General features: G+C 37.7%; 18 protein-coding genes. 14 read left to right on the top strand and 4 right to left on the bottom strand.

What is annotated here, in order from left to right; genetic code table 11:
- The first annotated feature begins 56 nt into the window (after nucleotides 1-56).
- From JN11_RS00500 to JN11_RS00485, 4 genes are all read left to right on the top strand, one after another.
- Nucleotides 57-1,277: a BamA/TamA family outer membrane protein gene (locus tag JN11_RS00500; protein ID WP_144908577.1), complete on the top strand. Its 1,221-nt coding sequence runs from the start codon at nucleotides 57-59 to the stop codon at nucleotides 1,275-1,277.
- Between the two features lie 90 nt (nucleotides 1,278-1,367).
- A complete protein-coding gene (locus tag JN11_RS00495) occupies nucleotides 1,368-2,591 on the top strand; it encodes a BamA/TamA family outer membrane protein (RefSeq protein ID WP_144908575.1) in 1,224 nt (407 codons plus the stop codon).
- Between the two features lie 154 nt (nucleotides 2,592-2,745).
- Nucleotides 2,746-3,129, top strand: coding sequence for a response regulator (locus JN11_RS00490; protein ID WP_144908573.1), 384 nt, complete (start codon nucleotides 2,746-2,748; stop codon nucleotides 3,127-3,129).
- 309 nt (nucleotides 3,130-3,438) lie between these two features.
- Entirely contained in the window at nucleotides 3,439-3,801 is a 363-nt protein-coding gene (locus JN11_RS00485) for a response regulator (protein ID WP_246138918.1), read from the top strand.
- A gap of 58 nt (nucleotides 3,802-3,859) precedes the next feature.
- Here JN11_RS00485 and JN11_RS00480 read toward each other — a convergent pair whose 3' ends face one another.
- Nucleotides 3,860-4,975 (bottom strand): DUF922 domain-containing protein, encoded by a 1,116-nt coding sequence (locus JN11_RS00480; RefSeq protein ID WP_144908569.1) that lies wholly within the window; start codon nucleotides 4,973-4,975, stop codon nucleotides 3,860-3,862.
- 237 nt (nucleotides 4,976-5,212) lie between these two features.
- On the opposite strand from JN11_RS00480, the gene JN11_RS00475 reads away from it, so the two are divergent.
- From JN11_RS00475 to JN11_RS00445, 7 genes are all read left to right on the top strand, one after another.
- Nucleotides 5,213-8,275 carry a tetratricopeptide repeat protein gene (locus JN11_RS00475; RefSeq protein ID WP_144908567.1) on the top strand — a complete coding sequence of 1,021 codons (3,063 nt, stop codon included), beginning with the start codon at nucleotides 5,213-5,215 and terminating at the stop codon, nucleotides 8,273-8,275.
- A 14-nt stretch (nucleotides 8,276-8,289) separates the two neighbouring features.
- The gene (locus JN11_RS00470) at nucleotides 8,290-10,104 is read left to right on the top strand and encodes a TonB-dependent receptor (RefSeq protein WP_144908565.1); all 1,815 of its coding nucleotides are present in this window, start codon (nucleotides 8,290-8,292) and stop codon (nucleotides 10,102-10,104) included.
- Nucleotides 10,105-10,142: 38 nt separating this feature from the next.
- Nucleotides 10,143-11,192, top strand: coding sequence for an HU domain-containing protein (locus JN11_RS00465; RefSeq protein WP_144908563.1), 1,050 nt, complete (start codon nucleotides 10,143-10,145; stop codon nucleotides 11,190-11,192).
- Nucleotides 11,189-11,902: a MotA/TolQ/ExbB proton channel family protein gene (locus JN11_RS00460; protein WP_211360611.1), complete on the top strand. Its 714-nt coding sequence runs from the start codon at nucleotides 11,189-11,191 to the stop codon at nucleotides 11,900-11,902. The genes JN11_RS00465 and JN11_RS00460 overlap by 4 nt, the downstream gene beginning before the upstream one ends.
- Nucleotides 11,899-12,297, top strand: a complete 399-nt coding sequence (locus JN11_RS00455) for an ExbD/TolR family protein (protein WP_144908561.1) — start codon at nucleotides 11,899-11,901, stop codon at nucleotides 12,295-12,297. Before JN11_RS00460 ends, JN11_RS00455 begins: the two co-directional genes overlap by 4 nt.
- A gap of 79 nt (nucleotides 12,298-12,376) precedes the next feature.
- Nucleotides 12,377-13,177 (top strand): energy transducer TonB family protein, encoded by an 801-nt coding sequence (locus tag JN11_RS00450; protein WP_144908560.1) that lies wholly within the window; start codon nucleotides 12,377-12,379, stop codon nucleotides 13,175-13,177.
- Between the two features lie 117 nt (nucleotides 13,178-13,294).
- Complete coding sequence (locus JN11_RS00445; protein WP_144908558.1) at nucleotides 13,295-14,614, top strand: bifunctional folylpolyglutamate synthase/dihydrofolate synthase; 1,320 nt, start codon at nucleotides 13,295-13,297, stop codon at nucleotides 14,612-14,614.
- On the opposite strand, the gene JN11_RS00440 is transcribed toward JN11_RS00445, so the two are convergent.
- The 3 genes from JN11_RS00440 to JN11_RS00430 are packed head-to-tail and all read right to left on the bottom strand — an operon-like array spanning nucleotide 14,611 to nucleotide 15,891.
- Nucleotides 14,611-14,838, bottom strand: a complete 228-nt coding sequence (locus JN11_RS00440; protein ID WP_144908556.1) for a hypothetical protein — start codon at nucleotides 14,836-14,838, stop codon at nucleotides 14,611-14,613. The genes JN11_RS00445 and JN11_RS00440 overlap by 4 nt on opposite strands.
- Before the next feature lie 11 nt (nucleotides 14,839-14,849).
- Entirely contained in the window at nucleotides 14,850-15,431 is a 582-nt protein-coding gene (locus JN11_RS00435) for a hypothetical protein (protein ID WP_144908554.1), read from the bottom strand.
- Nucleotides 15,415-15,891 carry an RNA polymerase sigma factor gene (locus JN11_RS00430; protein ID WP_144908552.1) on the bottom strand — a complete coding sequence of 159 codons (477 nt, stop codon included), beginning with the start codon at nucleotides 15,889-15,891 and terminating at the stop codon, nucleotides 15,415-15,417. Before JN11_RS00430 ends, JN11_RS00435 begins: the two co-directional genes overlap by 17 nt.
- Nucleotides 15,892-16,085: 194 nt before the next feature.
- Between JN11_RS00430 and mgrA the strand changes: the two genes are divergently transcribed.
- The 3 genes from mgrA (at nucleotide 16,086) to JN11_RS00415 (ending at nucleotide 19,436) form a co-directional block, all read left to right on the top strand.
- On the top strand, nucleotides 16,086-17,072 hold the full coding sequence (gene mgrA / locus JN11_RS00425; protein WP_144908550.1) for an L-glyceraldehyde 3-phosphate reductase: 987 nt from the start codon (nucleotides 16,086-16,088) through the stop codon (nucleotides 17,070-17,072).
- Nucleotides 17,073-17,077: 5 nt separating this feature from the next.
- Complete coding sequence (locus JN11_RS00420; protein ID WP_317131260.1) at nucleotides 17,078-18,058, top strand: Gfo/Idh/MocA family protein; 981 nt, start codon at nucleotides 17,078-17,080, stop codon at nucleotides 18,056-18,058.
- Nucleotides 18,059-18,326: 268 nt separating this feature from the next.
- Complete coding sequence (locus tag JN11_RS00415; protein ID WP_144908549.1) at nucleotides 18,327-19,436, top strand: AI-2E family transporter; 1,110 nt, start codon at nucleotides 18,327-18,329, stop codon at nucleotides 19,434-19,436.
- Nucleotides 19,437-19,439 lie beyond the last annotated feature (3 nt).

Raw genomic sequence — 19,439 nt, 5'->3', positions numbered from 1 at the left:
AATGGGGGTTTTATGTTTTTTTTAAATAATTTGGCTAAACTTAATTTTTGTTTTGGATGCAAATAGGAAAGGTTTTATTAATGCTTACAGGTTGTTTAGTTCCGTATGCAATAATGGCCCAAAGCCCTATTGATAAAACCCACATGAACTTTGATACTACTGGCAAAAAGGATTTGATAGATATTGCCCGTTCCTTCGTTAAATCACCCCCACGCCCGGTTTCGCTGGATGATAAAAAGACTATTTACTTTTCCTTTTTACCACTTTCTACATCTATACCAGGGGGCGGAAACGCACTGGTTACCTCTACTACTGCAGGTTTTTACCTGGGCAACAGAAAAACAACCTATCTCTCTACCATTACTTTCGCTCCTTATTTTAATTTAAAGGGGCGATATGGCCTACCTATCCGATCAAGTTTCTGGTTAAATAACAATAGCTGGAATATACAGGGAGATACCCGTATCCTGGTTTATCCGCAATATACCTGGAGCCTGGGAGGTGGCCAGCCCGAAAGTTATAAGCTTTTGGTTAGCTATAATTATTTGCGCTTTTATCAAAGTGCGTTGAAACGCATAACCCCCTATTTTTTTGTTGGCCTTGGTTATGATCTCGATTATTATCTGGATGTTGAAAGTATAACGAATAATAATACATTGATTAATTTTAGCCATTACAAATTTGGGACCCTTAATGATCATAACTTTATTTCATCAGGACCAACTGTTAACGTACTTTATGATACCCGCAAAAACTCATTAAACCCTTTACCTGGTGCGTATGTTAACTTTATTTACAGGTACAATACCGACGTAGTTGGCAGTAATAATAACTGGCAATCTATATTCGCCGATTTTCGTAAATACATTTCTCTTAGCAACTCAGGGCCCAAAAATATACTGGCGTTTTGGAGTTATTACTGGTCAACCTTAAATTCAGGAGCACCTTATCTTAACCTGCCAGCGATAGGTATGGATCCATACCAGCGTTCGGGCCGGGGGATTGAACAAAACAGATATCGTGGAAAAAGATTAATTTACTTTGAAAGTGAATATCGTCGTGATATTACCGAAAATGGTTTATTGGGCTTTGTGGTATTCGCAAATGTTAACTCCGCCAGTCAACCTAAAAATAATCGCTTTGTATACTGGAACCCGGCAGCAGGTACAGGCTTGCGTATAAAATTCAACAAAAAGTCAGACACCAATATTTGTATTGATTATGGAGTCAGCAAAAACTACTCGGCCGTAATTTTAGGACTTGGTGAAGCTTTTTAACCCTTATTCACAATCTATTTTCCAGGTGTTTAAATAATCGTAATTCTGTACCATTCAAACAAATTCCTTTTTAATTGCTTTTAAGGATTAATGCACAGATATATTTTTTTAGTACTTATTTGTTTGTTGCCTTTATTAGTAAAAGCACAAGTACCGGTTGATACCACCAATTCGCCCGATATTGATACTACCGGTCAGAAGGACTTAATAGATATCGGCCTAAAGTTATTTAAATTTAAGCCCCGCAAATATCCTAATAAGGAAAAAAAACAAATATATTATTCAGTTTTACCCATTTCAACAGCTGTTCCGGGCGCAAGTAATGTATTGGTTACTTCTACAACTGCCGGCTTTTACCTGGGGCCACGCAAAACTACCTATTTAAGCAGTGTTACTTTCGCACCTTACTTTAATTTTAAGGGCAGGTACGGCTTACCCATACACTCCAGCATCTGGTTAAAGGATAATACATTTAATATACAGGGTGATACCCGATTTTTAGTATATCCACAAAATACATGGGGGCTTGGCGGTGGCCAGCCTGAAAATAATAGGGTATTGATTAACTACGATTATCTGCGTTTTTATCAGAGTGCACTTAAACGCATCAGCTCTTATTTCTATGCAGGTATTGGGTATAATATGGATTATTACTTCGATTTTAATCCTACTATTGCCAATCAGCCAGTTTCATTAGCTGACTTTACCCATTACGTATATGGAACAACAACCAATCAGAAATCATTTACCTCGGGCCTGTCATTAAACTTTTTATACGATACAAGGCAAAACTCCCTTAACCCTATTCCTGGTGTTTATGGAAATATTATTTATCGGTTCAATACCGAAGTTTTAGGAAGTGATAACAATTCACGGTCCCTTTATCTTGATTTCCGCAAGTATGTTTCTTTAACCGAAGCAGGACCTAAAAACCAATTGGCTTTCTGGTCTTACTACTGGACAACACTCTCAACTGGTACGCCATACCTTAATTTACCATCAATTGGTATGGATCCATATCAGCGTTCGGGACGGGGAATTGAACAAAGCAGGTATCGCGGCGAAAGCCTGATCTATTTTGAAACTGAATACCGGAGGGATATTACAAACAATGGTTTGCTGGGCTTTGTACTATTTGCAAATGTAAATTCTGCCAGTCAACCCAATACACGCAAATTTGAATATCTTAATCCTGCGGGTGGCGGCGGTCTGCGTATTAAATTCAACAAGAAATCAAATACCAATATTTGCTTTGATTATGGTTTTAGCAAAGGTTATTCTGATCTAAACATAGCCCTTGGTGAAGCTTTCTAAGTAAAAAAATTAACACAATTGTTAAAAATTATATTATTAATATAAAAATTAGTATAATTATACATTATTAATCCCGATAAAGTTAGAGCCGACTCAATTCTTTTTTAGCTATAGCAATCATTGTACTTTTTTCGGCCGTTAAATTTAATTTGTTATGGCAAAACGCATATTGGTATTGGATGACAATCATGACATTCTGGACATTGTTCACGAAACGCTTTCGTATGAGCAATTTGAAGTGAAGAGCACATCGCGCGGAGAAGTGGTTATCCCATTAATGGAAAAATTTGCGCCTGATTTAATTATATTAGATTACCGGGTAGCAGGTACAAACGGTGGTGAACTATGTATGCAAATAAAATCACATCCCAATTTTAAAAACACACCCGTGATTATATTTTCTGCTTACATTAATCATGACGATGAGCTTTATGCTTATGGATGTGATGCAATAATCAATAAGCCCTTTGATTTAAATGAACTGGTTACTAAAGTGAATAGTTTACTAAACGAGAGCAAAGAAAACACGCTATTATAAACCATTACAAATTTTGTTATTTTTAAACAATAGTTTATAAAACTATACAACTTCAATAAAAAGCTACAGTTCAACCAATTCCGGTAAGATCATTAAAAAAAGGACTTTTAAACACTTAAAGGAATAAATACACCTTATCTTACCTTTAACCCGAATTAATTAATTGTCATTTTTAAAATACGTTTAAAATTAATCAGCACTAATTAAATAAGCTGGTATAATAATTGTGTCTGCCTTACACAATACAGTTTATTAAGCTATTACGCTTACATTATTAGCAGATCAGAAATTAAATTTATACGTATCAAAATGAGGATTTTAGCGGTGGACGATGACAGAGATATACTTGAAGTACTTCAGTTTATATTAGAAGATTCCGGTTATGAGGTAGACACACTTATGGATGGGCGTTATTTATTCGAAAAGATTAAAGCACACACGCCAGATTTAATCTTACTTGATATTATGTTGGGTAATTTAGATGGCCGGGAGCTTTGTAAAGATGTTAAGGCGAAACTTGAAACAACCAATATTCCAGTAATATTGGTTTCAGCGAGTCATAACGTGGCAAATGCATCCAATAACATAGGGGCACCAAATGCTTTTTTAGCAAAACCCTTTGATATTGATGACCTCCTCCAAATCATTAAATTGCAACTTCCTGCAGCTTAAAACAAGCTTTTAGTAACATCCCCCTCCAGATTAAAACGTTAAAAAAACGTATTTAAGATTATGGGGATAGAATCATCTTCTTCAACTCTTTATCAATAAAAGTATTCCACTGTCCCTGAGCCAACTCATCGGAGCCATGTCTGGTTTCATCATCATACTTCTTCTGCATATTATTCATTTCGCGGTAAGCATCCAGATAAGCCTCATTAATAAAGCCATCATAGTTATTTACCGGTAAATTTTCGGCCTTTATCCTTTGCTCAAAATGCAGTGCCGCAATTTTGGCTATATCAAAGTGCCTTTGTTCGTGATTTAAAGCATAACTATTACGGCTTCCCTCCTTTACCCAGTTGGCGCTTTTGGGTAAGCTCACCTTCATAGCCATTGTAATTACTACCACTCCTTTTATAACTTCATTCCGCTCTTCATATCCAATTGTTGGAAACACTTCGGCATCGAACTTATTACTTTGTATTCTGGATTGAAAATCGTTCCAACTTAAGGGCCGCTTTGGGTTATAATAAATGGTGTCTCCCTCCTCTTTTTCACTAAAATCAGTAAAAATAACCTTCACCGCCCGGGCCAGTTTAATATTGGTTGATATTGACTGGTTCATCCAGTTATTAATGTAAATAAGGCCGTTTTCAAATACCTGTCTTAAAGCTGGTTCCATATTTTGTGCAGGGCCTATCCCTCTTGTATAAACAGCATTCCCATTATAATCACTTAGATGAAGGATCTCATCGTCACCCTTATCTACATCAAATGACATTATTAGTATTACTTTCCCTTGAATACTGCCATTAGCAGCTGTTGTTTCTGTTGCATTAAATTTTTTCACCCGGATAATTAATGGAAATCCTGATTTAACATTTAAATTATTATACAAAACAAATTGTTGTAAAGCTACCTGAGTACCACCTGCGAAATCTGCTGTATTACTTTTAGTCTTATTATTTAAAGACGTACCAACATCAGCTAATGAGGCAACCATTGTGCGGTTAACACGTTCATCAATTATTTTTTTGATATAGTATTGTTCAGCCTTGATATTCAGGTGTTCATTTTTTAGAAAAATCTCCTGCGTTTGACCCAAAGCTTGTTGAAGTCCGGCCCATAAACCAGCTATTATTAATAAAACAAATTTCGCCCACCTCTTTCCTAAAAAAAACATACAGATTAATTATTCTTTACTATAAAACGAAAGCGTTGATAAAGCGATATTATTTGAAGTGTTTTTATTTTGAGCCTGTGTTTTGTTCTTTTTTAAACAACCTTAAAGTTATCCACATCAATAACATGTAGTAATTTAATACCGTTAAGAAAATGTTATCCACACCATGTGAATTACTATTGTGGAGAACCACATTCCATTTCCCCTAATTTCGCGAAATCCTTAGTTTGATATTTTATGACCAAACATAAATACATTTATTTTCTTGTTCCGGTATTTTTTGTCTTTTCATCTTATGCACAGCAAAATCCATCTTTCCAGGTGTATCGCATCTATCACACAGCAAATGAGCTACTTGATAAAGGAAAATATGTTGCCGCTGCAGAACAATTTCGTCTCGTTGAAAATTCAAGGCTTAAAACAAGCACCCAACCTAAGTTTGAATCAGAGCTATCATTAATAAAAGAAAATGCCCAATATTACGAAGCCTTGTGTGCCCTTGAGCTTGGAAATGACGATGCCGAAAGCATGTTTCTGCGGTTTATAAAAGAACATCCCGAAAATCCATTAACCAAACTAGCCTATTATCAAATTGGACGTTCGTATTCCAAACAAGAAAAATATACCGAAGCCTTAACCTGGTTTAATAAAGTTAATGCGGATCAGCTCAATGGACGTGAAAATACCGAATATAAGTTCCGTAAGGGGTATGCTTACTTTGCAACTAATGATTATAAAAATGCACAACTGCTTTTTGGAGAAGTAAAAAATATCCGCTCGCCATTTACCGATGATGCTACTTATTACTTTGCCTACATTGCCTATTTAAATAAAGACTATCATTTAGCACTGGTAAATTTTGAAAGGCTGAAAAACTCCAAAAAATACGAAAGCAGTTACCCTTATTATATTTCTGCCGTATATTTTTTAGATAACCGCTATGATGATGTTATTAACTATGCAATACCTATAGTTAATAACACACACCAGCAAAATGAAAAAGAAATGCTGCGAATTATTGCAGCATCCTATTTTGCAAAGGCCGATTACCCTAACGCAGCCAAATACTATACCCGTTTTGAAACGGAAGACCTGGGGCATACCCAAAACACTCAGGATAGTTACCAAATGGGTTATACCTTTTTCAAGGTGGGCAATAATGCAAAAGCCGCAAGCGAACTGGAAAAACTACAACAGCAAAATGATATTTACAGCCAGAATGGAAATTACACCCTTGGCAATGTATTTCTGAAAATGAATAACAAGCAAAGTGCACGCAGTGCATTTTTTGCAGCATCAAAGCTTGATTTTGATAAGCAATTACAGGAAGATGCTTTGTATGAATATGCCAAGTTATCCTATGAGCTTGATTTTAATACACAAGCGCTTGATGCAACACGGCTATATTTAAAAAACTATCCGCGCTCCCGTCGTAATGACGAAATGAAAACATTGTTAGGCGAAGAACTGCTCAATTCACACAATTACAAGGAGGCGGTTGATATATTGGAGCCTATTCCCAATAAATCAGCCAGTGCACAGGCAGCTTATCAAAAGGTAACCTATTATCGCGGGCTGGAATTTTATAATGAACGCGCTTTTGAAAATGCTATCGGTATCTTCCTCAGGTCGTTAAAAAATCCAGTTGACAGTAAGGTAGAGGTTTTAACTACTTACTGGATGGCCGAAGCCATGTATGAAGTACGCAAGTATAAAGAGTCTGTTGAAACCTTTGAAAGGTTTCTTGACTTACCCGGCGCCAGCGAAACTGATGTATATAATTATGCTAATTATGCTTTAGCCTATGCCGCCTTTAGTGACGAACAATATAAAAAGGCAGCTATTTATTTCCAGAAGTTTTTAGATGGCGATGAGAAAGACGCTAACACAATAAACGATGCAACAACCCGTCTGGGCGATAGCTATTTTGTTTTAAAACAATACGGCAAGGCACTTGATTATTACAATCGCATTATTGAAAAACATAATCGCGGAGAGGATTATGCCTTATTTCAGCGCGGGATGATCCAGGGTTTACAGGGTGCACCTGATACTAAGATTACTACATTAACAGATGTTTTAAACAAATTCCCGAGTTCAGATTATGCTGATGATGCTTCTTTTGAAATAGCTTATACTTATTTCTTAAAAAATGATTCAACAACCGCCAAAACCGGTCTACTGAATATGATTCAAAAATATCCACATAGCAGCTACGTACCGCGGGCATTGGTTACTATAGGCTTGATTGACTATAATTCAGGGAATGATGATTTAGCTATTGAATCATTCAAACGCGTAATTCAGGACTACTCCTCAACTGATGAAGCTAAATCGGCATTGAAAGAAGTGGAGAAAATTTACACCGATAAAGGTGACGCAAAAACCTTTATCAATTACGCATCCACTACGCCAATAGCAAATTACAGCGCGGCTGATCAGGAAAATATCATGATAACCGCAGCTAACAATCTTTATTTACGTGGTGACTGGCAGGGAACAGTAGGAGCCGTTAACGCTTATTATGATAAATTTCCAACCAAGCCTATTTATGATAAGCAGGCAAGATTTATCCGTGCACAAAGCTTAGCCAACTTAAACAGGTATGATGAAGCCGTTACCGATTATAATGTGATATTAAATGATTGGACAAGTCCTTATACTGAACAATCGCTCATCAGTATGGCTAAATTGTACATGGTTCAAAAAAAATATAACGAAGCGGTTCCTTTCCTGAAAAAGCTGGAAACTAATGCTGAATACAAATCTGATTACACTTTTGCTATAAATAACCTCCTGTTTTGCTATGCTCAAATGGAGATGCCTGATGATGTATTGAATTATGTAAAACAGGTGCGTGATAATGATAAGACATCTCAGGAAGATAAATTCAAAACTGGTTTGTACGCGGGTTTAGCTTACTTGCAAAAAAATGATACCACTAAAGCGGTTAACGAGTTTGATTATACCGTAGCCAATACCAAAACAGTTGCCGCGGCCGAAGCCAAATACAATATTGCCAATATTGAATATTTGAAAGGCCATTACAAAGCATCACAAAAAACCTGCTTTGATCTGGTAAAAAATCTCCCAAATTACGACTATTGGGTAACTAAAACCTTTATCCTGCTGGCGGATGATTATGTGGGATTAAAAGACACCTTTCAGGCCAAAGCAACCCTTCAAAGTGTTATTGACAACTATAAAGGCGATGATGACATCCTCCCAACAGCCAAACAAAAATTGGATAAGCTATCAGCAACAGGAACAAACGATAAGAAACAGGATAACAAAGAATAAAAATGAGACAAGCAATGAAATTCAAATACATCTATACGCTGCTTAGCTTAATAATAGCTTTGTACATTGTTCCTGCATCTGCACAAACAAATCAAAAAGCTAAAAAGCATTCCACAAAGGCAGTAAAGAAAAAACCTGCTAAAGCAATCACCAGCACACAAAAAACAGCCGCCAAAAGTTTAGGTGATGCTGCAGCAAAAGTGACCATTGATACCATTAAAAAAGGTGGCCAACCAAGTGACAACAGCAGCCTTTCGGAAGAAATTGTAGTAACTACTGCTTATAAACCGGTATTGGCAGATGCAGTGAAGATTCGCCGTAATCCGGATCTGGGAGATACCACACCTTTTAAAGCTCCCCTGATTTACACCCCGCTTGATAAGCGCCTTGAACAGAATAATGAAATAAAACAACTGGAGGCCATGAAAAGGCCAGCAGAGCACGATTCTATCCCAACAAATAACTATGTAAAAGCCGGCCTGGGTAATTTAAAAACCACTTATGGCGAGGCCTATTTTAACAATGGCCAGGATCAGGGTTTACAGTTTGGCGGTTATCTGAAACATTTTGCCCAGGATGGATCATTGTACAAACAAAATTCGGCTAAAGAAGAAGCTGGCATTTTTGGTAAAAGCATAGGAGCTCAAAACTCCTTAAGCGGCCGTATTACCTATAACTATAACAGTAATTATTTTTACGGTATTGATGAAGCCAACCCGCTAAACCCTGTACAAATCAACAAACAGCACTTCAGCACATTAGGAGCCGAAGGCGAGCTTGCCAAAAACTTTAAGGATGTAGAGAATGATTTTACTTATGCTCTTAAAATTAAGGCCTATACTTTTAGTGATGCATATCAAACTAAGGAAAACAATATTGTTCTTTCAGGATTTTTAAACGAAACTATTAACCAGTTTTATGTTGGTTTAAGCGGCTCGCTCGATTTAAGTACCCAACAGGATAGTTTATATCTCCATAATTATAATAACAGCCTTATCAGGCTTAACCCTTACATTAAATTTCAGGGCGATAATTATAAAATTGATGCGGGGATAAACATCGTTGATCAATTTGGCGGCACATCAAATTTTCATGTATTCCCGGCAGCAAAGCTGGAGTTCCAGGTGATTCCCAAATATGTACGGCTTTTTGTTGAAGCCAAGGGTGATGTAAATAAATCATCACTACTCGACTTTTATAGCTACAATCCATTTTTAGGACAAAACATCAATATCCAGAACTCGGTTGATCAATTGGATATCAGCGCCGGATTAAAAGGTACTATAGTACCGGGATTAGGCTTTAAGGTATCTGTTTTCCGCAATAGTATTAAAGATATGCCGCTGTTTGTCAGCGACTTTGACTTTACCAAAGGCTATAACCGTTTTACTGTTATTTATGATGATGGCAAATCGCGCGTTAATGGATTTAATGGAGAACTGGATTACAAAGCATCAGAAGACGTGGATATTTTTGGCCGTGTTGAAATTAAGGACTATCAGATGGCAACCGTTGCACAACCCTGGAACTTGCCTAAGTTTAAGCTTACTGCCGGAACCATATTGCATATTACCGATAAGATTAATATAAGCGGAACATTGTTAATACGTGGTTCGGCACTTGATCCATATCCTTCAAAAGCAGGCAGTACCACACCAACAACTATTAACTCATTTGCTGATGTAAGTGGTGGTGTTGACTATAAGATAAATAACAGATTTTCACTTTTTGTAAAAGTTAATAATATTTTAAACGGAACCAATCAAACGTGGTTATATTATCCTGATTACGGGTTTAATATATTTGGCGGTGTTGGGTTTACTTTTTAAGTTTTCTAAACGTTATAATAAAACGTATTTTTAGCACGATGAATTTAGCTGATTATTTGAGCGAATTGTTAGGGCAGCACGATGAGGTAAGCGTACCAGGTCTGGGCTATTTTGTGCGCGAACGTGTAAGTGGATTTTATAACGACAGAGAAGCTAAATTTTATCCGCCTCACCACAAAATAAGGTTCGTATCACAGCAAAAAGAAGATGATACCTTTGTTCAATATGTCGCTGATAAGAAAAACATTTCGCTGGCTTCATCCAAATATTTCGCCGAAAAATTTATCCTTAAGTTAAAGGAAGAAGCATCAAAAGGTAAGTATCTGTTTGCTGATTTGGGCATTTTTCAAACGGATAATGACCATAATCTTGTTTTTAAAGCACATGAAAAAGTAGCAGCTGATCCATCCTTTTATGGATATCCTGCTATTGATATCAACCGGTTAAACAAACCATCTGGTGGTGATATAAAATCAGTTTATGCCGAGCCTGTAGTAACTACACCGGTTACAATATCAGAACACCCCATTCAGACCGTGGAAAATCAGCAATACTTTGAAGAAGATTCAGAGGAAAGAAAAACCACAAACGTTTGGCTTATTATTTTAATTAGTCTGGCGGTTATCGCATTAGCCCTGTTTGGGGTTTATAAGTTCTACCCATCTGTATTTGATAAAATAAATGCTACCTATCATAAAATCATCAATAAAAAAGAAGATAGTATAGTCCCTGTTTACAGGCACGAAATAAAAGCTGACAGCATCAAGAAACCTATACCTAAAAAAGACACTACAACCCTTACAGCAACGGCTATACCTCTCGATACAGTTAAACCAACAATCCAGTGGGCAGTAATCGCCTACAAAAACAGGCTAAAAAAACTGGCAACAGATGAGAGAAAGCGCTTCCAGGATAAAGGCGTTAATGCTGAAATAGTTCCCCGCGGAGAAATACCCGGACCTTTATACCGGGTTTCGGTTGGAACTTTTCCGACTGAAAATGAAGCAGAAGCAAAAAAAGATTATCTGATCAAAGCGAAAATGATTAGCCCGAATTCGGAAATTATACAAATAAACGCCCAACAATGACATTATTATTCTTTCAGACAACAGATTCAGTAAATAAAATAATAGACACTGCTAAACATGCCGGCGTTCAAATGGCCCAGGCACCTGATCAGGAAATTCACTTTGGCGATCTGATTATAAAAGGTGGTTGGGTAATGATCCCCATTGGTATCCTGGCTGTATTAGGATTGGTTATATTTTTCGAACGGTATTTTACTATTCGCAAGGCTTCAAAAAATGAATCAAACCTAATGATCCAGGTTCGTTCGAGCATTCATACCGGTAACCTTGAATCGGCCATTGCTATTTGCCGTAACAGCAATACCCCACTTGGCCGTATGCTGCAAAAAGGATTATTGAGAATAGGTCGTCCTATAAAAGATATTGAAGGCGCTATTGAAAATGTAGGCAAACTGGAAGTTTCAAAACTCGAAAAAAACATAGGCATATTAGGCATTGTGGCTGGTATTGCACCCATGTTTGGTTTCTTAGGAACTATTATCGGGGTTATTAAAATATTTTTTGATATCTCTAAAACAGATAACTTTAGCATAGGCGTTATATCAGGTGGGCTTTACGTAAAAATGATTACCTCTGCAGCAGGTTTAACGGTTGGTATTGTTGCTTATGTGGGCTATCACATTTTAAACATGATGGTTGAGCGGTTAATATTAAACCTGGAAACTGATGCTATTGAATTTATTGACCTGTTAGAGGAGCCAAGCAAATGAATTTAAGAAATAGAAAAAAAGGAGTGTCGGCCGAAGTACATACCTCGGCAATGAACGACATTATGTTTTTCCTGTTGCTGTTTTTCCTGATTGCATCAACGTTAACCAACCCTAACGTGATTAAGTTGCTATTGCCAAAATCACAATCCGGAAAATCAATATCCAAAAAAACTATCAACGTAACCATTAATAAAGATCTGCAATACACGGTTGATAAAAAACCAGTGGCATTGGCTGATCTTTCAACTGTTTTAACCGGGTATAAAAGCAAAACTGCAGAGCTAACCATTATTTTATACGTTGATAAAACAGTGGCTATACAAGATGTTGTACAGATAATGGATATAGCCCAAAAACTGAATATTAAACTGGTGCTGGCAACGGTACCTAAATAAAAAGTTAACAGTAGGCAGTTTGCAGTGGGCTTATACCACATCATCTGCATACTGCAAACCAATAACGGCAAACTGAATAATGAACTACCGGGAAGAAAATAATTATCCAAAAGCATTTTTGGCAACAGGCATCATATTGGCCGTGCTGATTGCTTTGGCCTATTTAATTGTTTTTCAAAACCCACCAGAACAGGAAATGGGCACAGGCGGCATACTGGTAAACTATGGCACTACTGATGCAGGCTCTGGCAAAGATATTACCAGCACCGAAGCGCCATCAGTAGCAGAAAAAGCCAATCAAACCCCACCAGACAAAGTAACTGATGCCAAACCAACCGAAGAAAAAACACAGGTTGATAATAGTCCCCAAAAAGTAGTTACCCAGGAAGCTGAAGACGCACCTCAAGTAGCTGCTAATTCCAAAAAAACAAGTACTACTGTTGCTGCAACCGTAACTAAACCGGTTAAAAAAGAAGTGGTAAATGCTAACGCACTATATCACGGTCCCTCAAGCAAAGGCACTGGTGCTGGTGATGGAACAACAGGTACACCCGGTAATCAGGGCAGTCCTAACGGATCAACCTTGAGTAATAACTATGGACCGGGTGGTTCAGGTAACGGCCTCAATATGCCTAACTGGAAATTTGTAAGTGCTCCTGATCCTCAAAATATACACCGTGTACCCGGAGTGGTAATTATTGACTTTATTGTTGATCAAAATGGCAATGTGATATCAGCAAGCGCATCCAGAAAAACTACTGCCGATATAAGCCTTGTTCAGAGTTGTATTGATGCTATACGAAATACCAAATTCATTTCATCAACCCAGGCAACAGGTAATCAAAAAGGCCAGTATACTTTCAGGTTTAAGGTTGATTAGACTTTACGTTCGAAAGTTTTTATAATAACCAAATTCGAAACGGTGTAACCCTCTTTAACACCAAAAATAATTAACTCGTTAAAAATCGAATAGCCGAATTCCGAAATCCTTCTACAAATGAACTACCAGGAAACCATCCAATATCTATTCAGCCAGCTGCCATTATTTACCCGCGATGGTGCTTCGGCCTATAAAGCTGATTTAACGAATACCCTTGCTTTATGTGCGCTTTTAGATAACCCGCAGCATAAATTTAAAAGTGTACATATTGGCGGTACCAATGGAAAAGGCTCAACCTCGCACATGCTGGCAGCCGTACTACAAACTGCTGGATACAAAACTGGCTTATATACATCACCCCATTTAAAAGATTTCAGGGAGCGTATCCGCATCAACGGAGCAATGATAAGCGAGCAAAGTGTTATTGATTTTGTAGCCGCTCACCGCGCTGATTTTGAAGATATAAAACCTTCCTTTTTTGAAATGACTGTTGCCCTGGCATTTGATATTTTTGCGAAGGAAAAAGTTGATATAGCCATTGTGGAAGTCGGCCTGGGAGGCAGATTAGACTCAACCAATATCATTACCCCGCTCCTGTCGGTAATTACGAATATTGGTTGGGATCACATGAATATTTTGGGCAATACCTTGCCGCTAATAGCAAGCGAAAAAGCTGGTATTATTAAACCCGGTATTCCGGTTATCATCGGAGAAAACCAGCCTGAGGTATCGTCTGTCTTTATCGAAAAAGCAAAAAAAGAAAACAGCCGGATCTCTTTTGCATCCGATGGGAAGTCGGAAGTTCGGAGTTGGAAGTCTGGAGTCGGAAGTCTGGAGTCGGAGAATCGTAATCCTAATGAATTATTGGATATTAAAGTTACTCAATCGGAATCTAAGAGCATCGATTTAAGTCTTGACCTAACGGGAACTTATCAGCTTAAAAATATAAAAACGGTTTTGGCCGCTGTTGATGAATTGCGCTTACAGGGCTTTAAAATAACCGATGAGCATTTAAAAACAGCATTAAGCCAGGTGAAAACATTAACTGGTTTGCATGGCCGCTGGGAAGTTTTAAATAAACAACCCTTAACCATATGCGATACAGGGCATAATCCGGAAGGTATTAAAGAAGTGCTGCAAAATATCACATCGGTAAAATACACTCATCTGCACTTTGTTTTGGGAGTAGTTAACGATAAAGATATCAGTAAAATACTGGCAATGCTCCCTCAAAAGGCTACCTATTATTTCTGTAAACCTGATATCCCTCGTGGTTTAGATGCAGAAAATTTAAAAGAGACTGCTGAAGGATTTAACCTGCACGGACAAACTTATACCTCGGTAAAAATTGCGTTGCAAGCAGCACAAAAAGCAGCAGCAGGAAACGACCTTGTATTTGTGGGTGGTAGCACATTTGTAGTTGCCGAAGCGGTTTAGTCGTTCAGAGTAGCTTCATTGCTCCTGCTTTTAAAGCTTGACTTGTTACCCTTCCTTAACAGTATAATACCCATAATTTCAAGGCCCAATCCGATACCTGCCATAAAACCACGGAAAAAGTCGGGGATATGAATAAAATCATTAATAATACCCGATAATGCCGTTAATAACAGCCCGATGGCTAAAAGCTGCCTGGCCGTTTTTGGTGCATTTTTAAATTTCATATTACTTATTTTTAAAGCTGATCAGCTACTTTATGTAATTGGGCTATCGTTTTTTCCAACTTTTCCTTTTGTTTTTTAAACTTCCTCGGTCTGATCACAAACCCATTGATCAGCAGAAATCCTCCTGTAAACAAATACAGAATAAGGCCAGCCATTAAATTAGCACAGGCCGTTTCAAACAAATAAAATGCTAAGCCTACCGAACAAAAGATCAATCCCCACACTTGTGTTTTTTGATAAAAATATATTTGATTGGCACGGGTTTGCTCCAAAAACGCCAGGAACTCTTTATTATTAAAATCCTTATACCGCAAAAACCTGCCGATAGAATTGACATTGGTATAAATCAATATACCACTGGTAATCAGCATACAAACCTCTCCAATCTTGGTGGTAACCATTGCTGATTTGTATATAAACATCACCAACACCATCATTGCTGTTAGTATTATCGCAGTCACAATTACCAGCACCTTTTGCCTTAGCTTTTCATTACGGAATCTTTTTGCCATTCGCACAATTTCAGCCGAATTTGGTAAACTGCTTGTATCAGCACTCAGCCAGATCTGTTTTAGGTTATTCAAATTGTCCATGCTGCTTAAATTTTTGTGCCAGTTTGTCTTTTATCCTATGAATTTTCACCCGGGTATTCACACTGCTTAAACCCACAATGGAGGCAATCTCATCACGCGATAAATCTTCCAGTACTAATGAAATAATAATCCTTTCAGTTTCTTCCAGTTCGGCAATACAGTTATATAAAAAAGCCAGCTTCTCATCATTATTTTCCTCCAGCTTATCCGCCAGGTTTAGCGGTAACTCTTCAGTAGTAACCCGCTTTGACTTTTCAATAGCCCGTAAGCAATTATTGGTTGCAATACGGAATATCCAGGTACTTATTTTAGATTGATTTTTAAACGAATCGAGGTTTTTCCAAACAGAGATAAAAGTTTCCTGGGTAAGATCTTTGGCTGCCTCATAATCATTAATATAGCCCATACATACCCTGAATATCTGGGGAGAATATTTTAAATAGATTTCTTCAAACTCCATTAAAAGGGCATATATGATTTACCTGTTTCCTATTTATGCTGCGTTAGATACGGCGACTTTTAAAATGTTACATCTTTAAAAAAGCATACGACGATGGGATGTAAAAATTATGTGTACATTAAAATGGAAGCTTCACGCTAACTAAAAAAAGTTATTTTTACTCCCGTTAAAACCAACGCTACCTATAATAAATTATGACATACCTTCCATCTTCAGAAAGATACAAAAATATGCAATACCGCCGCTGCGGTAAAAGCGGTATTAAATTACCAGTTGTTTCATTAGGCTTATGGCACAATTTCGGCGGTGTTGATGTTGCAGAAAATTATCGTAAGATCTTGCATACCGCATTTGATAGCGGCATTACCCACTTTGACTTAGCCAATAATTACGGCCCTCCTCCGGGATCAGCCGAAGAGAATTTCGGTCGAATCCTTGAATCCGATTTCAGCGGCTATCGCGATGAGTTGATTATCAGCAGCAAAGCTGGCTATACTATGTGGGATGGCCCATATGGCGATTGGGGTTCCAAAAAATATTTGGTATCCAGTTTGGATCAAAGCCTGAAACGGATGAAACTGGATTATGTTGATATTTTCTATCATCATCGTCCGGATCCTGAAACACCATTGGAAGAAACTATGGCTGCACTGGATCTGATTGTCCGCCAGGGAAAAGCATTATATGTGGGCATATCAAACTACCCGGCTCAAAAAGCTGATGAGGCTATTGCCATTTTAAAGCGTTTAGAAACGCCTTGCCTTATTCATCAACCTAAATATTCTATGTTTGAGCGCTGGGTTGAAGGTGGCTTGCTGGATGTTTTAGAAAAAAATGGTGTAGGCTGTATCCCTTTTTCACCATTAGCCCAGGGACTGCTCACCAACAAATACCTACATGGTATACCAGAAGATTCAAGAGCTGCAAAACCAACAGGCTTTCTTAAAAAAGACCATGTAACAGAAGAAAGAATCAGTCAGATAAACCAATTAAACAATATTGCAGTAAAACGTGGTCAAACACTGGCACAAATGGCTTTGGCCTGGCTGTTGAAAGATCATCGTGTAACATCTGTATTAATAGGCGCCAGCAGACCCGAGCAATTAACTGATTCATTAAAATGCCTGGACAATATTGAATTCTCTAAAGAAGAATTGGCACAAATTGAAGCAATACTGTAAAACATATGATGAGCAAAATTAACTGGGGTATTATTGGTTGCGGCGATGTAACCGAAAAAAAAAGTGGACCGGCATTTAGCAAAGTTTCTGGCAGCAGCCTCCTCGGTGTGATGCGCCGTGATGCCACTAAAGCAGCAGATTATGCACAGCGTCACAATGTAGCCAACTGGTATAGCGATGCAAGCGAATTGATGAATAATAAAAACATCAACGCTATTTATATTGCTACCCCACCGGCATCGCATATGGATTATGCTATTGAAGCACTTAGTAAAGGCTTTAATGTTTATGTAGAAAAACCGGTTACGCGTAATGCTGATGAAGCCCGGCAAATTGCTGAGGCAGTTAAGCACCATCCTGAACAAAAGCTTACCGTTGCGCACTATAGGCGTGCGGTACCTATGTTTTTAAAAGTAAAAGAACTACTGGAAAGTAAACTGATTGGCGAAGTACGAACTGTACAGATCAGGATGTGGCAAAGCCGTAAACCAGCATTAATAGCAAAGGTGGAAGAAAACTGGCGCGTACAGCCAGAATTATCGGGTGGTGGCTATTTTCATGACCTGGCTCCTCACCAATTGGATTTAATGCTTTATTACTTTGGCGAGCCTGAATATTATAATGGTTTTTCGTTAAACCAATCAGGCAATACTCCGGCAGACGATCATGTTTGCGGGCAAATATTATTTAAAAATAAGGTAGTAGTAAACGGCTCCTGGTGTTTTAATGTGGCCGATAACCAAACTACTGATACCTGTGAGGTCATTGGCACAAAAGGGCGCATTATCTTCCCATTTTTTGGTGACTACATCAGCTGGAAAACAGACGATGATGAACAAACCATCAAGTTTATCCACCCTGAACATATCCAGCAGCCTATGATTGAAAAAATTGTAGCCTATTTTAATGATGAAGGGCCAAATCCTTGCTCAATTGATGAAGCCATAACATTAATGGATATAATGGATGCATTTACGAAAAAATAACAGGGGTGCGATCACTCATTGCACCTCCAGCATTATGTTTCTTTTAGGGATCTTTCCCCTCTTCTGATACTTTGTTGTAATATTATTTTCTTTAGGTAGATATTTTTATTTATTAAGCAAGAAAGCTTGTAAATTTATATAATCTTACTACACAAAAGCTGTACACATTTTTCATTTTTAAATTATAATCTACCGATTATTAGTATCTTCAAACCAATATAAATAACGGGTGTTTATACAACCGGATTATTTTTAAGCATCTGTTAATATGACTGTAAAACAAAACACACACCCTTTTTACGAAAAATTATCATTGGTACTTATCGGCCTCATTGCCCTTGGCTACCTCATAATTTTAGGGAAAGAAGTACTGGATCCATTAATTTTTGGATTTTTATTTGCCATCTTATTATATCCGATTGCTAATTTCCTTGAAAAAAAGCTTCGTCTGCCCCGTAGTATTTCCTCGTTGGTGTCTATTCTATTGCTTTTATCATTTGTAGGCGGAATCCTGTATCTGGTTGGCTCACAAATATCAAAGCTGGCGACAGACTGGCCCATGCTGAAAACCCAGGTGAGTCAATCCTTAGATGATCTTTCCGAATATATTCAGCATGTATTCCATATAAATACCAGCAAACAATTAACCTATGTACATGAAACTACCACAAAAATTATGGCTTCCGGAGGCGATGTTTTGGGGCAAACGTTTGGTGCCATATCTTCATTAATGCTGTTCTACGTATTTATTCTGATATTCACCTTCTTTATATTGCTTTACCGCAGCCTGCTCATCCGCTTTATTGAGTGGGTTTTTAGTGATGAGTATGCAGCTGTTGTTCATGACATAGTTGAAAACATTCAAAAAATTTTAAGGCAATACATATTGGGGCTATTGTTAGAAATGTTTGTGGTTGCCTGTTTGGCCTGCACTGCATTTTGGATGATAGGTGTAAAATATGCCGTTCTGCTGGGTATTATTGTAGCCCTGTTTAACCTGATACCTTACATCGGTATTTTTACTGCCTTGCTATTAAGTACCCTTATCACATTTGCTACCGGAAGCGTTGGCGATGCCGTAAAAGTAGCCGTTAGCGTACTGGCTATACATGCTATAGATTCGAATATATTATTGCCTACTATTGTTGGTTCAAAGGTAAAACTTAATGCATTGATAACCTTTTTAGGTATTATTATTGGTGAAATGATATGGGGCCTTTCGGGTATGTTTTTGTCTATCCCTGTATTGGCTATTCTTAAAATTGTTTTCGACAGGGTTGAAACCCTCAAGCCATGGGGCTTTTTATTCGGCAGTGGTGAGCCCAGAAAAAAATCATCAATGAAAAAAATGAAGCCCGCTGTTGCCGATAGAAGTTAATGA

The sequence above is a fragment of the Mucilaginibacter frigoritolerans genome (genome assembly GCF_007830615.1).
GTDB lineage: Bacteria > Bacteroidota > Bacteroidia > Sphingobacteriales > Sphingobacteriaceae > Mucilaginibacter > Mucilaginibacter frigoritolerans.
The sequence above is the reverse complement of the archived record's forward strand: the minus strand, read 5'-3'. Positions and strand labels throughout refer to the sequence as shown.

What these genes read in the sequence shown, in the direction of transcription:
- JN11_RS00500 (WP_144908577.1), top strand. Translation starts at nt 57, where the DNA reads ATGCAAATAGGAAAGGTTTTATTAATGCTTACAGGTTGTTTAGTTCCG.
- JN11_RS00485 (WP_246138918.1), top strand. Translation starts at nt 3,439, where the DNA reads ATGAGGATTTTAGCGGTGGACGATGACAGAGATATACTTGAAGTACTT.
- JN11_RS00490 (WP_144908573.1), top strand. Translation starts at nt 2,746, where the DNA reads ATGGCAAAACGCATATTGGTATTGGATGACAATCATGACATTCTGGAC.
- JN11_RS00475 (WP_144908567.1), top strand. Translation starts at nt 5,213, where the DNA reads ATGACCAAACATAAATACATTTATTTTCTTGTTCCGGTATTTTTTGTC.
- JN11_RS00420 (WP_317131260.1), top strand. Translation starts at nt 17,078, where the DNA reads ATGATGAGCAAAATTAACTGGGGTATTATTGGTTGCGGCGATGTAACC.
- JN11_RS00430 (WP_144908552.1), bottom strand. Translation starts at nt 15,891, where the DNA reads ATGGAGTTTGAAGAAATCTATTTAAAATATTCTCCCCAGATATTCAGG.
- JN11_RS00480 (WP_144908569.1), bottom strand. Translation starts at nt 4,975, where the DNA reads ATGTTTTTTTTAGGAAAGAGGTGGGCGAAATTTGTTTTATTAATAATA.
- JN11_RS00495 (WP_144908575.1), top strand. Translation starts at nt 1,368, where the DNA reads ATGCACAGATATATTTTTTTAGTACTTATTTGTTTGTTGCCTTTATTA.
- JN11_RS00470 (WP_144908565.1), top strand. Translation starts at nt 8,290, where the DNA reads ATGAAATTCAAATACATCTATACGCTGCTTAGCTTAATAATAGCTTTG.
- JN11_RS00435 (WP_144908554.1), bottom strand. Translation starts at nt 15,431, where the DNA reads ATGGACAATTTGAATAACCTAAAACAGATCTGGCTGAGTGCTGATACA.
- JN11_RS00415 (WP_144908549.1), top strand. Translation starts at nt 18,327, where the DNA reads ATGACTGTAAAACAAAACACACACCCTTTTTACGAAAAATTATCATTG.
- JN11_RS00450 (WP_144908560.1), top strand. Translation starts at nt 12,377, where the DNA reads ATGAACTACCGGGAAGAAAATAATTATCCAAAAGCATTTTTGGCAACA.
- JN11_RS00440 (WP_144908556.1), bottom strand. Translation starts at nt 14,838, where the DNA reads ATGAAATTTAAAAATGCACCAAAAACGGCCAGGCAGCTTTTAGCCATC.
- JN11_RS00460 (WP_211360611.1), top strand. Translation starts at nt 11,189, where the DNA reads ATGACATTATTATTCTTTCAGACAACAGATTCAGTAAATAAAATAATA.
- JN11_RS00465 (WP_144908563.1), top strand. Translation starts at nt 10,143, where the DNA reads ATGAATTTAGCTGATTATTTGAGCGAATTGTTAGGGCAGCACGATGAG.
- JN11_RS00445 (WP_144908558.1), top strand. Translation starts at nt 13,295, where the DNA reads ATGAACTACCAGGAAACCATCCAATATCTATTCAGCCAGCTGCCATTA.
- JN11_RS00455 (WP_144908561.1), top strand. Translation starts at nt 11,899, where the DNA reads ATGAATTTAAGAAATAGAAAAAAAGGAGTGTCGGCCGAAGTACATACC.
- mgrA (WP_144908550.1), top strand. Translation starts at nt 16,086, where the DNA reads ATGACATACCTTCCATCTTCAGAAAGATACAAAAATATGCAATACCGC.